The 12987-nt window shown below is 55.6% G+C and carries 13 protein-coding genes; 3 read left to right on the forward strand and 10 right to left on the reverse strand.

Going from position 1 to position 12987, the window contains the following annotated elements:
* Positions 1–78 precede the first annotated feature (78 nt).
* From V1572_RS02360 to cpxP, 6 genes are all read right to left on the reverse strand, one after another.
* Positions 79–1383: an SLC13 family permease gene (locus tag V1572_RS02360; RefSeq protein WP_395299670.1), complete on the reverse strand. Its 1305-nt coding sequence runs from the start codon at positions 1381–1383 to the stop codon at positions 79–81.
* A gap of 73 nt (positions 1384–1456) precedes the next feature.
* Positions 1457–2200 (reverse strand): CDP-diacylglycerol diphosphatase, encoded by a 744-nt coding sequence (locus V1572_RS02365; RefSeq protein ID WP_045909115.1) that lies wholly within the window; start codon positions 2198–2200, stop codon positions 1457–1459.
* A 107-nt stretch (positions 2201–2307) separates the two neighbouring features.
* Positions 2308–3297 carry a sulfate ABC transporter substrate-binding protein gene (locus tag V1572_RS02370; RefSeq protein WP_024909198.1) on the reverse strand — a complete coding sequence of 330 codons (990 nt, stop codon included), beginning with the start codon at positions 3295–3297 and terminating at the stop codon, positions 2308–2310.
* Between the two features lie 209 nt (positions 3298–3506).
* On the reverse strand, positions 3507–4469 hold the full coding sequence (gene pfkA, locus V1572_RS02375; RefSeq protein ID WP_008501816.1) for a 6-phosphofructokinase: 963 nt from the start codon (positions 4467–4469) through the stop codon (positions 3507–3509).
* A 174-nt stretch (positions 4470–4643) separates the two neighbouring features.
* Positions 4644–5537, reverse strand: coding sequence for a CDF family cation-efflux transporter FieF (fieF, locus tag V1572_RS02380; RefSeq protein ID WP_045909114.1), 894 nt, complete (start codon positions 5535–5537; stop codon positions 4644–4646).
* Positions 5538–5690: 153 nt separating this feature from the next.
* Positions 5691–6197: a cell-envelope stress modulator CpxP gene (gene cpxP / locus V1572_RS02385; RefSeq protein ID WP_045909112.1), complete on the reverse strand. Its 507-nt coding sequence runs from the start codon at positions 6195–6197 to the stop codon at positions 5691–5693.
* 150 nt (positions 6198–6347) lie between these two features.
* Here cpxP and cpxR point away from each other — a divergent pair, with 150 nt between their 5' ends.
* On the forward strand, positions 6348–7046 hold the full coding sequence (gene cpxR, locus V1572_RS02390) for an envelope stress response regulator transcription factor CpxR (protein WP_006179159.1): 699 nt from the start codon (positions 6348–6350) through the stop codon (positions 7044–7046).
* Positions 7043–8416: an envelope stress sensor histidine kinase CpxA gene (cpxA, locus tag V1572_RS02395; RefSeq protein WP_014885717.1), complete on the forward strand. Its 1374-nt coding sequence runs from the start codon at positions 7043–7045 to the stop codon at positions 8414–8416. The genes cpxR and cpxA overlap by 4 nt, the downstream gene beginning before the upstream one ends.
* 53 nt (positions 8417–8469) lie before the next feature.
* Here cpxA and yiiM read toward each other — a convergent pair whose 3' ends face one another.
* Positions 8470–9144, reverse strand: coding sequence for a 6-hydroxyaminopurine reductase (gene yiiM, locus V1572_RS02400; protein WP_045909111.1), 675 nt, complete (start codon positions 9142–9144; stop codon positions 8470–8472).
* Positions 9145–9215: 71 nt separating this feature from the next.
* The gene (sodA, locus tag V1572_RS02405) at positions 9216–9836 is read right to left on the reverse strand and encodes a superoxide dismutase [Mn] (protein WP_003861999.1); all 621 of its coding nucleotides are present in this window, start codon (positions 9834–9836) and stop codon (positions 9216–9218) included.
* Positions 9837–10124: 288 nt separating this feature from the next.
* Here sodA and rhaT point away from each other — a divergent pair, with 288 nt between their 5' ends.
* On the forward strand, positions 10125–11159 hold the full coding sequence (rhaT, locus tag V1572_RS02410) for an L-rhamnose/proton symporter RhaT (RefSeq protein ID WP_262802626.1): 1035 nt from the start codon (positions 10125–10127) through the stop codon (positions 11157–11159).
* Here rhaT and rhaR read toward each other — a convergent pair whose 3' ends face one another.
* Both rhaR and rhaS read right to left on the reverse strand, forming a co-directional pair.
* Positions 11160–12008, reverse strand: a complete 849-nt coding sequence (gene rhaR / locus V1572_RS02415; protein WP_045909109.1) for an HTH-type transcriptional activator RhaR — start codon at positions 12006–12008, stop codon at positions 11160–11162.
* A 73-nt stretch (positions 12009–12081) separates the two neighbouring features.
* The gene (gene rhaS / locus V1572_RS02420) at positions 12082–12918 is read right to left on the reverse strand and encodes an HTH-type transcriptional activator RhaS (RefSeq protein WP_196365673.1); all 837 of its coding nucleotides are present in this window, start codon (positions 12916–12918) and stop codon (positions 12082–12084) included.
* Positions 12919–12987: the final 69 nt, after the last annotated feature.

Raw genomic sequence — 12987 nt, forward strand, 5'->3', positions numbered from 1 at the left:
CTTTGTGGCGGGTGGCGCTTGCGCTAACCCGTCCTACAGTTCTGTAGGCCCGGTAAGCGTCAGCGCCACCGGGCTTTTTTACAGCCGTCCCAGCAGGCTAAACCACAGGTAATCCAGCGGCAGCAGCACCAGATACGTCGCTATCGCCAGCGCCAGACAGAGCACCATCCCCGCCCTGGCAGGCACCTTTCCTAGCCCCATCGCCACCACGATCGGCGACGCCTGATACGGCAGCAGCGGCGTGGAATAGCCGAGCACCTGAATCATGATTACCGACAGCAGCGGGAAGCCGGTCGCATCCGAGAAGCTTTGCGCCAGGGTGGTATACAGCGCAGGAACGCCGTTGGCGGTCATAATGAAGTTGAGTGCGGTGGTAATACCGGTCAGCGCCAGGAAACTGGTGAACGGTTGGTCTGCATCCAGCGGCATAATGCGGAGCAACGCCTCGCCCACCACCGTTCCGATACCGGTTTGCGTCACGACGATCGCCAGCCCAAGAATGCCCGCGACGTAAATGCAGGTACGCATATTCACCCCCGCAGAAAACTCCTCCCCGGTGATAAAACCGATACGCGGCAGCATAACGATGACCGACGCCGCCAGCCCGGTCCAGGCGGGCCCAACGCCGTGCCAGCTCTCCGTCACCCACATCCCCAGCACCACCGCCAGCAGCCAGGCAAGACGCTTTTCGTCCCGCCCCATAGGCTCAGACGGCGCCTGTTCCTTCGGCGGTTTTGGGCTGCCGGGAAAAAGCCAGCAGATCAGGCCAATCAGAATCAGGCCTTTGAGAATGCCCAGCACCGGCGTGTGCAGCAGCAGATACGGGACATAGTTCAGATGGATGCCGTACGAGCCTTCCGCCGCACCGCTCATCACAAGGTTAGGCACGTTAGCGGGCAGAATCGTCGCCGAAAGCTGGAACGTCCCAAACCCTACCGCCAGCGCCAGACCAAACCAGGCGCGGGAGCCGTCGGCGATACCGGCGCGTTTCGCCATGGCGGCGACAATCGGCATCAGCAGCGCAATACGTCCCATATTCGACGGCATCACAAACGCCAGCGCATAGCTCAGCAGCACCACGCTTGCCACCATCAACACCCAGGAGTCGGTGAGCTTTGCCGACAGCGCCCGGGCGGCCCGGTCTGCCAGTCCGGTTTTACGGATCGCCACGCCGAGCACGAATCCGCTGAAGACCAGCCAGAAGGCCGACGAAGCAAAACCGCCGAAAATCACCTCCGGCGGGGCAATCTTCGCGGTCATTGCCGCCGTAAAGAACAGCAGTGCGGTGATGAATTCCGGCAACAGCGACGTCGCCCATAGCACGATAGTGACGCCAACGATCAGTGAGGGTACCAGCAGAGGATACGTTGACCAGAGCGACATACCTGTCTCCTGTAGAATTTTTCAGCAAGTCTACGGCGACAGGCAGGGCGAGTAAACGCTATTTATGGTGGGGTCAATTCAGAATAGCGCATTGATGATCCTGCAGTTCCTCAGCGGACGCGCGGTTAAGCATCAGCAAGTTACGTTCGGTTGCCAGCAACACAAACGAACCATCGGACTGCTGCGCCATCGCCAGGGCGAAGCGCCCCATATGGTCGCGCGCTTCCGGCAGCTCTTCAGCCAGCATTATGAACGGGCTGCGCTGCACCAGTTCATTCTCCGTCACCCGACGAGCAAGATACTCATGCCCTTCCAGCCCGCCAGGAAGGGGCAACCACTGGGTGCTGATTTCTCCCTGCGCGGCGTTGAGTTTCTCGCGCACGTCCGGGCGCAGACAGGAGATATGAATATGAAAATGGTTCTGCGTGCGCCCTGTCGGCGAGTTAATCGTCAGCGAAATGGCGCTATCGGGCACCTCGGATCCGCGCTTCAGGGTCATAAAGCTGCGCGACTGCCAGGCCAGCCAGAAAAAGTTCGGCGTGTGCGCTTCGGTCAATAGCGGGCTCTCGGTGCCGTTGATGCGATATGTCGGCATCAGCAGATATTGCAGCGGCCCGTTGCGGTCTTTAAAGACCACATAGCCTGCATCCGTTTTCACCTGCGCACACGGTGCCGGGTTACGATTCTGGATCTGATTCGGCACGCACTGGTCGAGAACGATATGTCGCAACGCATTCGGATTACCCGCTTTCATCCAGTACACGCCGCCAGCGACAAGGGCGATGACAATGAGGATCAATAAGATAATTTTTTTCACAACGCGTTCCCTGTTTTCAATAGAGGCAAAAGAGTAACGCAAAATGATGACCAAATAAAAAACCCGGCGGATTTCTCACGCCGGGTTACCGTGTCATTGGCTAATGGTTAGCGCTGGCTGATCTGGTCGAACGTGCCGCCGTTAGAGAAGTGCTCTTTCTGCGCTTTCGTCCAGCCACCGAACTCGTCATCAATGGTGAAGAGTTTCAGTTTAGGGAAGACGCTTTCGTATTTCTTCGCCACCGCCGGATCGCGTGGACGATAGAAGTTTTTCGCCGCAATTTCCTGGCCTTCTGGCGAGTAGAGATACTTCAGGTAGGCTTCTGCCACCGCTTTGGTGTCTTTCTTCTCAACCACTTTATCGACAACAGAGACGGTCGGCTCTGCCAGAATCGATTCGCTTGGGGTCACAATTTCGAACTTGTCTTTACCCAGCTCGTTAGTGGCCAGCAGGGCTTCGTTTTCCCATGCGATCAGCACGTCGCCAATCCCGCGCTCGACGAAGGTGTTGGTGGCGCCACGCGCGCCGGAGTCCAGCACCTCAACGTTTTTATACAGCGCTTTCACGAATTCCTGCGCTTTGGCCTGGTCGCCATTGTTGTGGTGCAGCGCGTAGCCCCACGCACCCAGGTAGTTCCAGCGAGCGCCGCCAGAGCTTTTCGGGTTAGGGGTGATGACGGACACGCCTGGCTTAATCAGGTCATTCCAGTCATGGATCTGTTTCGGGTTGCCTTTACGGACCAGGAAAACGATGGTTGAGGTGTATGGCGCGGAGTTATCCGGCAGGCGTTTGATCCAGTTTTTGTCGATACGGCCACGCTCGGCGATCGCGTCGACATCGTAGGCCAGCGCCAGGGTCACCACGTCAGCTTCGATACCGTTGATGACGGAGGTCGCCTGCTTGCCAGAACCGCCGTGAGACTGGCGAACCACGACATTGTCGCCGGTTTCCTGTTTCCAGTGTGCCGCAAACGCTTTGTTGTATTGCTCGTACAGTTCACGCGTCGGGTCGTATGACACGTTCAGTAACTGGATGTCCTTAGCCAGAACGCTGGTCGATGCCAGCAATAATGTTAAACCCACGCCCCATTTATTCATCGCCCAGCTCTCTTGTGTAGTGTTTTGATGAATGCAGCGTGCCAGAAAGCGAATCGAGGATTAAAGAATAAAAAAAGATTGGCTATAACGTAGTGGAATAAAAAAGCGTGCACGCATAAAAAAGCCGGGTGGCGGCTACGCCTTACCCGGCCTACGAGTCGTGCTTTTGTAGGCCCGGTAAGCGCAGCGCCACCGGGCAACAGAGCCAATCAGTACAGTTTTTTCGCGCAGTCCAGCCAGTCACCTTTGAACGGACGCTTCATGTTTTCAATCGCGTCGATGATGTCATGGTGAACCAGTTTCTCGTTCTGAATACCGACGCAGCGGCCGCCGTGGCCCTGCAGCAGCAGTTCGATTGCGTACGCGCCCATACGGGACGCCAGAATACGGTCGTACGGGCCAGGGGAACCGCCACGCTGGATGTGCCCCAGTACGGTGGCACGGGTTTCACGTTTGGTTTCGGTTTCGATGTACTTCGCCAGCTCGTCTACGTCACAGATGTGCTCGGTGATAGCCACGATCGCGTGTTTCTTGCCTTTCGCGATGCCCGCTTTGATTTCAGCCACCAGATCTTCACGGCTGAATTCCACTTCCGGAACCACGACAAACTCACAGCCACCCGCAATCGCCGCAGCCAGGGTCAGGTCACCGCAGTAACGTCCCATCACTTCAACGATAGAGATACGCTGGTGAGAAGAAGAGGTGTCACGCAGGCGGTCAATCGCTTCAACAACGGTTCCCAGCGCGGTGAAGTAACCGATGGTGTAGTCGGTGCCTTTGATATCGTTGTCGATAGTGCCTGGCAGACCGATGCACGGGAAGCCCATTTCAGTCAGACGTTTTGCACCCATGTACGAGCCGTCACCACCGATAACCACCAGGGCGTCCAGGCCACGTTTTTTCATGTTCTCGATAGCCACTTCACGAACGTGTTCATCACGGAATTCCGGGAAGCGTGCAGACCCAAGGAAGGTACCGCCACGGTTGATCATGTCAGACACGCTGTAACGGTCGAGCTGAACCATACGGTCTTCATACAGACCCAGGTAACCATCATAGATACCAAAAACTTCCAGACCTTCCGTCAGCGCCGCGCGAACAACCCCACGAATTGCCGCGTTCATGCCCGGCGCATCACCGCCGCTTGTCAACACACCGATTTTCTTAATCATGACTACCTCTGAACTTAGGAATGCAAAATTGAAATCTGTTGCCGGAAGAAACTTATCGACCAACGAATACTGCAAATAGTATATCAATCCCTTCCAGCTGAATTGATTCAGGTCAGACCAAATGGCGGTAATTTATACACAAAATGCTGGCCTGGCTCACTTTTTTACAACGAATTACGAAAGCCCAACATGTCCGGGTACAACCGAGCAGGGATCCTGGTGAATGATGACGTCTGAACCAGGAAAACGCTGCAAAATCGCCTGCTCAACCTGCTCAGCAATCACGTGAGCCTGAACCAGTGGCAGGTTGTCTTCCATTTCAATATGAATCTGAATAAAGCGGGTCGGCCCTGACTGCCGCGTTCGAAGATCGTGCGCACCGCTGACGCCGGGCCAGGCGGTCACGATAGAAAAAATTTCATTGCGTTCTGAGTCCGGGAGGGCGCGGTCAAGCAGTGATTGCACCGCTTCATACCCCATCCGCAGGGCGCTATATAAAATATAGATACCAATCCCTAACGCAAACAACGCATCGGCCCGATGCCAGCCATACCAGGCCAGACCGAGCGCAATAAGAATAGCCCCATTCATCATAACATCAGATTGATAATGAAGCATATCCGCCCGTACGGCCTGACTTTGCGTTTTGCGAACGACCCAGCGCTGGAACGTTACCAGAACAAGTGTGCATATAAGCGCGACAATCGTCACAACGACGCCGACGCCGGGATCGTTCATCGGTGTCGGCGAGACGAGATGCTGAATGCCGGTGAGAAACAGGAACAGCGCAGAACCGGATATAAACATGCTCTGCGCCAGCGCGGCCAGCGACTCCGCTTTGCCGTGCCCAAACGTGTGCTCTTCATCCGCTGGCTGCAGCGAGTAACGCACCACCAGCAGGTTGGTCAGCGAGGCGGCAATATCGACCAGCGAGTCCACCAGCGCCGCCAGAATACTGACCGATCCGGTATACCACCACGCAAAAACCTTAATGACCAGCAAACACGACGCCATGATGGTCGCGGCCATGGCGGCCCGGTTTACCAGTCTTCCATAGGATTGATTCATAAACGCTCCTGTCATGTCATGCCGCTAGTATAACGGAAGCATGTGGAGTCGAAGGATGAATAAACGGTTAACAAATCAGAATGCGGGGCAAAAAAAACCCCCACATCATGTGGGGGAAGACAGGGATGGTGTCTATGGCAAGGAAAACAGGGTTTACTGGTTACTACGGGTACTGCTATTGCTACTGAAAAACGTCGTTTCTGAGCTTCGCTGCATCCGTGCAACCTCACGCAGCTGATCCATACGCTGCTGATGTCTGGTGTTCAAAACCGCTTGCTGCTCGGGCGTTAGCAGGTGGAACATCTGGTTGCGGACCTTCGCCATTTCAACCTGGCGAGCAACCTGTTCCTGTGCCATTTTTTCGGCCTGAGCGCGCACAGCGCTTTCGTCAAAATTTTCTGCGGTGACAAGGCGATGCATTGTCTCCATTTCGCTAACATTAACAGGGGGCTGGTCGTGTCTCGCCCTCTGCATCAGATCTCGCATCTGTTGACGCTGATGTTCGGTTAAACTTATGCCGTCAAACATATGGCTTTGGCTACTGTGCTGCGTTGTGTCCTCTTGTGAGGAACCGTTATCGCTGATGATAGCTACAGCAGCCTGGCTAAACGCACTGAACGCCAGCGTTGAGGCCATGACGGCAGCGGTAACTTTGCGCATCACTTGCTCCCAAAATCTTTCGTGTCGCGATTCAACGAGAGACAGTCTACGATTCAGGCTGCAAACATGCGTCAGGGGGTGTAAAACAACGTAAAGTCATGGATTAGACAGCCTTGATGTCGTAATTTCTGCCTCGGAGGTATTTAAACAATGAATAAAATCCTGTTAGTTGATGATGACCGAGAGCTCACATCCCTTTTAAAGGAGTTGCTCGACATGGAAGGTTTCAACGTCCTGGTTGCCCATGATGGCGAGCAGGCGCTGAGTCTCCTTGACGACAGCATCGATTTACTTTTGCTCGACGTGATGATGCCGAAGAAAAACGGTATTGATACGTTGAAAGAGCTTCGCCAGACACACCAGACTCCCGTTATCATGCTGACCGCTCGCGGCAGCGAACTCGATCGCGTACTCGGCCTTGAACTGGGCGCGGATGACTATTTACCGAAGCCGTTTAACGACCGCGAACTGGTCGCCCGTATTCGCGCGATCCTGCGTCGTTCCCACTGGAGCGAGCAGCAGCAGAATACCGACAACAGCTCGCCTACCCTTGAAGTCGACTCCCTGAGCCTGAACCCGGGCCGTCAGGAAGCGAGCTTTGATGGCCAGACGCTGGAACTGACCGGCACGGAGTTCACCCTGCTGTATCTGCTGGCGCAGCACCTCGGCCAGGTGGTTTCGCGTGAACATTTAAGCCAGGAAGTGCTGGGCAAACGTCTGACCCCGTTTGACCGCGCCATCGACATGCACATCTCTAACCTGCGCCGTAAGCTGCCGGAGCGTAAAGACGGTCATCCATGGTTTAAAACCCTGCGTGGTCGCGGTTATCTGATGGTTTCCGCTTCATGATAGGAAGCTTAACCGCCCGCATCTTCGCCATCTTCTGGCTGACGCTGGCACTGGTTTTAATGCTCGTACTGATGTTGCCAAAACTCGACTCACGCCAGATGACGGAGCTTCTCGACAGCGAGCAACGTCAGGGCGTGATGATCGAGCAGCACGTGGAAGCCGAGCTGGCAAACGATCCGCCAAACGATTTAATGTGGTGGCGCAGGCTGTTTCGCGCTATCGACAAGTGGGCGCCGCCCGGACAACGCCTGCTGCTGGTGACCAGCGAAGGCCGCGTGATTGGCGCCGATCGCAATGAAATGCAGATCATCCGCAACTTCATTGGCCAGGCAGATAACGCCGATCACCCCCAGAAGAAAAAATATGGCCGCGTAGAAATGGTGGGGCCGTTCTCCGTCAGAGATGGCGAGGATAACTATCAGCTCTACCTGATTCGCCCCGCGAGCAGCTCCCAGTCCGACTTCATCAACCTGCTGTTTGACCGCCCTCTCCTGCTGCTGATTGTTACTATGCTGGTCAGCTCGCCGCTGCTGTTATGGCTGGCGTGGAGCCTGGCAAAACCGGCGCGTAAGCTGAAAAATGCGGCTGATGAAGTGGCCCAGGGTAACCTGCGACAACATCCTGAACTGGAAGCCGGACCGCAGGAGTTCCTTGCCGCCGGGACCAGTTTTAACCAGATGGTGAGCGCTCTCGATCGCATGATGACGGCACAACAGCGTCTGCTGTCGGATATCTCGCACGAACTGCGCACCCCGCTTACGCGCTTACAGCTTGGCACCGCGCTGCTGCGCCGCCGCAGCGGGGAGAGCAAAGAGCTGGAGCGTATCGAAACCGAAGCGCATCGTCTGGACAGCATGATCAACGATCTGCTGGTCATGTCGCGCAATCAGCAGAAAAACGCGCTGGTGAGCGAAACGGTGAAAGCCAATCATCTGTGGCATGAAGTGCTGGATAACGCGGCGTTCGAAGCGGAGCAGATGGGCAAATCCTTCACCGTCAACTTCCCGCCGGGTCCATGGCCGCTGTACGGTAACCCCAACACGCTGGAAAGCGCGCTGGAGAATATCGTGCGTAACGCCCTGCGCTACTCGCACACGAAGATTGAGGTGGCGTTCTCGGTGGATAAAGACGGGATCACCGTCATTGTCGACGACGACGGTCCTGGCGTCAGCCCGGAAGACCGCGAGCAGATTTTCCGTCCGTTCTACCGCACCGACGAAGCGCGCGACCGGGAATCGGGCGGTACGGGACTGGGTCTGGCGATTGTGGAAACCGCCATGCAGCAGCACCGTGGATGGGTGAAAGCCGATGACAGTCCGCTGGGTGGGCTGCGGTTAACGCTGTGGCTACCGTTGTATAAGCGTTCGTAGCTGTTAGTGCCGGGTGGCGGCTTCGCCTTACCCGGCCTACTCTTTACGGAGGACTATTTACCCCACAACCTCCGCGAATTATCCTCGATCTTGCTGCTTAAACGCCGCTTCTGCATCGTTCTTGTCCAGCTGGTCGATAACCCCGCCGCCGACAGCAGGCGATGATACTGCTCGTCATCAAACGGCATATGCCAGGCAATGGCGCAGGCGTCGTAAACAGACACTTCACTCAGGCGTGATGCCAGCTCAAGCGGCGCATCCGCTGACACCTGCCCAGCCAGCACCACACGGTACAGCCAGCCGGTTTTACCCGCGCTTTGCATCTGAGCCGACATGTCATGAATACCGAAATGGAAGTTGAGCTTGAAGCACGGCGAGCGCGGCTGCGTCACCTGAATCAGGGCATCGCCCCAGCGGTAGATATCACCTATAAACACGTTCTTTTCGGTGAGCCCTTCGGTTGAGAGATTCTCGCCAAACGCGGGGGCGACGAAGAGGTCCGCCTGCTCGGGGAACTCGGTTTTCCAGTGCTGATAGTGCTCGCGAGGGTAGTGGCACAGTGCGCGCTCGGGCCCACCGTGGATCTTCTTTTCGGCCTGCTCGTCGCCCGCAAGCCCAAGGTCGGTTAACGTCAGCTCACCGTCGACCTGAATTTTGGCGATGGCGCTCGGGCGGCTGCCGTCGTACTCCCTTACCTTGCCTGTAAATACATTCACCGGGTAATGCATCGCTGCCTCCATTACGCAGATACAAAAAAAGCGAGCCATCAGACTCGCTTCTCACAGGCGTCAATGCAACCTTATTTTTTAGCGGCGAAACGCGCTGCTGCTTCGTCCCAGTTCACCACGTCCCAGAACGCTTTGATGTAGTCCGGGCGACGGTTCTGGAATTTCAGGTAGTAAGCGTGTTCCCACACGTCCAGACCCAGGATTGGGAAGCCGGATGCGCCAGAGATCGCTTCACCCATCAGCGGGGAGTCCTGGTTCGCGGTAGAAACCACCGCCAGTTTGTCACCTTTCAGAACCAGCCACGCCCAGCCGGAGCCGAAGCGGGTTGCAGCGGCTTTTTCGAATTCTGCTTTGAAGTTGTCAACAGAACCGAAGTCGCGCTCGATAGCCGCTTTCAGGTCGCCCTGCAGGGTGGTACCAGTTTTCAGGCCTTTCCAGAACAGGCTGTGGTTTGCGTGACCGCCCGCGTTGTTACGCAGCACGGTTTTCTTGTCCGCTGGCAGCTGGTCCAGCTTGGTGATCAGCTCTTCAACAGGCAGGTTAGCGAATTCTGGCAGGCTTTCCAGCGCGGCGTTCGCGTTGTTCACGTAAGTCTGGTGGTGTTTAGTGTGATGGATTTCCATCGTCTGCTTGTCGAAATGCGGTTCCAGTGCGTCGTAGGCATACGGCAGGGATGGCAGTGTATAACTCATAATCCTCTCCATTATTGTCGGGCGGCACAGCTGTTAATGCCGCGTAAGCAGTTGGTTCATTATAGTTAATTAAATGATATTGAAAATGATTATCAATGCCGTAGTTTTTATAAGGTTATTCAGTTTTCGATTAATAGCGGAAATGTGAGTCTGCTCACGCGGTTAACGTGCTGATTGCCATCCAGAACACCTGTGCGGCAACCTTCTGAAGGTTCCCGGGCTGCCTAATTTTTACACTCCTCAAGTCGAAGAGAAGCCACTGACGATAAAAACGATGAGGGTGTAAAAATGAATCATGCGATTACGATGGGTATCTTCTGGCATTTGATAGGCGCTGCCAGTGCAGCCTGTTTCTATGCTCCGTTTAAAAAGGTGAGAGGCTGGTCATGGGAAACCATGTGGTCCGTTGGCGGGGTCGTGTCCTGGCTGATTTTACCCTGGACCATTAGCGCCATGCTGCTGCCCGATTTCTGGGGCTACTTCTCCTCCTTCAGCGCCTCCACTCTGCTGCCGGTGTTCCTGTTCGGCGCGATGTGGGGCGTCGGTAACATCAACTATGGCCTCACCATGCGCTATCTCGGCATGTCGATGGGCATTGGTATCGCGATTGGCATTACGCTGATCGTCGGAACTCTGATGACGCCAGTTCTCAACGGCAACATCGAGGTGCTTATTAATACTCAGGGTGGGCGGATGACGCTCCTGGGCGTGCTGGTGGCGGTCGTTGGCGTAGGAATAGTGACTCGCGCGGGGCAGCTGAAAGAGCGCAAGATGGGCATTAAAGCTGAAGATTTTAACCTGAAGAAAGGTCTGCTGCTGGCGGTGATGTGCGGCATCTTCTCGGCCGGTATGTCGTTCGCGATGAATGCTGCCAGGCCTATGCATGAAGCCGCCGCCGCGCTGGGCGTCGATCCGCTGTATGTTGCGCTGCCAAGCTATGTCGTGATTATGGGTGGCGGCGCGATGGTTAACCTGGGCTTCTGCTTCATTCGTCTCGCAAAAGTGAAAAACCTGTCGATAAAAACCGACTTCTCGCTGGCAACATCGCTTATCATCACCAACGTGTTACTCTCCGCGCTCGGCGGGCTGATGTGGTATTTACAGTTTTTCTTCTACGCCTGGGGCCATGCCAGCATTCCGGTGCAATACGACTACGTAAGCTGGATGCTGCACATGAGTTTCTACGTACTGTGTGGCGGGCTGGTCGGTCTGGCGCTGAAAGAGTGGAAAAACGCCGGACATCGTCCGGTTGGCGTATTGAGCCTCGGCTGCGTGGTGATCATTATCGCTGCCAATATCGTTGGGCTCGGCATGGCAAACTGATCACGACCCCTTTCGACTGCGATGACGCCACTGTACCGGCGTCATCCCCACCTCGCGATTAAACACCACTGAAAAGTAGTTACTGTCTTCAAAGCCGCAGCACATCGCCACATCACTGACCATCCACTCCGTATGCTGCAGGAGATATTGTGCATGGCAGATGCGCAGCTGGCGCAGATAGTGGTTCACCGTCATCCCGGTCAGGGTGCGGAACTGCTGGCGCAACGCGCGCTCGCTGCACTGCTCCTGCTCGCAGAATTTCTCCAGTATAAAGTTTTTATTCAGGCTGCCCGCAAGCGTGGTGATGAGCTTATCCAGCAGCGCTTCCTGCGTCGTGGCGGAGGGGTTATCAGTGGCGTAACGATGACGCTTTAACGTCACCACCAGCTGGGCGAAAAGCAACTCCGCTAGCTGGTTAGAAACGGGGTCGTTCTTCTGGCTCTCCTGCTCCAGTTGAGAAATAACCTGCCGTACCTGAGCCATGCCGTTACTGCTTAAGCGCCAGTGCGGAGAACCCTTAGCATCAAGAAAACCCGGAATGCTTGCGGCCCAGTCTACGTTAAGCCTGAGCCTGTCCGGACAGTAAATAACGTTCTGCAGTACCAGGTCATTAACCGAGGCGTAGGAGTGTTTATCCTCCGCGCGAATATAGAACAGATCTCCGCGCGTGATGCGGTAGGGACGGTCGTTGAGGATGTGCAGGCCGTTACCGCGCCATACCAGCACCAGTTCGCAAAACTCGTGGGTATGTTCGGCAAAGACGTCTTGCGGGTAGCGGTCGGCCACCGTCACGGCCTGGCTCGCGGAGGCATAAAAATCATCTTTGCGAAGGATTAACTGAGCAGCCACACCACGACCTCTACGCCGAATAACCTGACACTATTAGCTTTTTTGCGGAAATAAAACGGTGACTGCCCTCGCGTTACTGAAGCATCGCGTCTTTCCCCTGACGAATATCACGCGGCGACCAGTTAAATTCCCGGCGAAACAGCGTTGAAAAGTGATTGCTGTCGCCAAAACCGCAGCAGTAGGCGATATCCGTGACGCTTTCGTCGGTATGACGTAAAAGATGACGCGCTTTGATCAGGCGCAGACGGTTGAGATATCGCTGCGGCGTCATACCGGTATGCTGCTTAAGCTGGCGATGCAGGGTGCGCAGCGACAGTGAAAAATCATCCGCAAGCGTTTCCCAGCAGACATCCTCAGCGAAATGATCTTCCAGCCAGGCCATCAGATGGTTCAGGCGCGCGTTGTTATCTTCCAGCCCTTCCACCAGGCTGCTGCGGCGCAGCAGCACCAGAAGCTGCATAAACAGCAGTTCGCGCGTGGCAATGGCGTGCGTCTCCCGCCCGTCCTCGCTCTGCTCCATTTGGCCCACCAGCTGACGCACCTGCTGCAGGGTGGACTGATTCACGCGCCAGTGCGACGGATAGTGTCCGTCTTGCTCCTGGGGCAACAGCTGATTCAGGCGCGAAAGAAACTGGAACGCATCCGGGGAACGGTAGAGCACATTCGTCAGATACAGGTTGTCGGTATGCTCATACAGGTGCCGATCGTGGTCGCGCACGAAGCACACCGTACCGCCGCTGATGGTATATGGCTGGCCATTGAAGACATGAATACCTGTCCCGCGCTCAACAATCACAATTTCATGAAAATCATGGTGATGCTCCGGGAACGCGGCCTGAGGAAGCCGTGGCTCAATCGCGACAGGCGCCCCTCCTGAAGGAAAAAAATCCACGCTGTGCAGTACGGTCATAACGGCCTCCACCAATGAAAAATGTTCTCAAAATAGTAATTAAGGCCTTCCGCACTCACCTTCAATTTT

This window comes from Enterobacter quasiroggenkampii, from assembly GCF_043972695.1.
In the GTDB taxonomy this organism is placed as follows: Bacteria; Pseudomonadota; Gammaproteobacteria; order Enterobacterales; family Enterobacteriaceae; genus Enterobacter; species Enterobacter quasiroggenkampii.

What these genes read in the sequence shown, in the direction of transcription:
- V1572_RS02360 (WP_395299670.1), bottom strand. Translation starts at nt 1,383, where the DNA reads ATGTCGCTCTGGTCAACGTATCCTCTGCTGGTACCCTCACTGATCGTT.
- V1572_RS02370 (WP_024909198.1), bottom strand. Translation starts at nt 3,297, where the DNA reads ATGAATAAATGGGGCGTGGGTTTAACATTATTGCTGGCATCGACCAGC.
- pfkA (WP_008501816.1), bottom strand. Translation starts at nt 4,469, where the DNA reads ATGATTAAGAAAATCGGTGTGTTGACAAGCGGCGGTGATGCGCCGGGC.
- fieF (WP_045909114.1), bottom strand. Translation starts at nt 5,537, where the DNA reads ATGAATCAATCCTATGGAAGACTGGTAAACCGGGCCGCCATGGCCGCG.
- cpxP (WP_045909112.1), bottom strand. Translation starts at nt 6,197, where the DNA reads ATGCGCAAAGTTACCGCTGCCGTCATGGCCTCAACGCTGGCGTTCAGT.
- cpxR (WP_006179159.1), top strand. Translation starts at nt 6,348, where the DNA reads ATGAATAAAATCCTGTTAGTTGATGATGACCGAGAGCTCACATCCCTT.
- cpxA (WP_014885717.1), top strand. Translation starts at nt 7,043, where the DNA reads ATGATAGGAAGCTTAACCGCCCGCATCTTCGCCATCTTCTGGCTGACG.
- yiiM (WP_045909111.1), bottom strand. Translation starts at nt 9,144, where the DNA reads ATGCATTACCCGGTGAATGTATTTACAGGCAAGGTAAGGGAGTACGAC.
- sodA (WP_003861999.1), bottom strand. Translation starts at nt 9,836, where the DNA reads ATGAGTTATACACTGCCATCCCTGCCGTATGCCTACGACGCACTGGAA.
- rhaT (WP_262802626.1), top strand. Translation starts at nt 10,125, where the DNA reads ATGAATCATGCGATTACGATGGGTATCTTCTGGCATTTGATAGGCGCT.
- rhaS (WP_196365673.1), bottom strand. Translation starts at nt 12,918, where the DNA reads ATGACCGTACTGCACAGCGTGGATTTTTTTCCTTCAGGAGGGGCGCCT.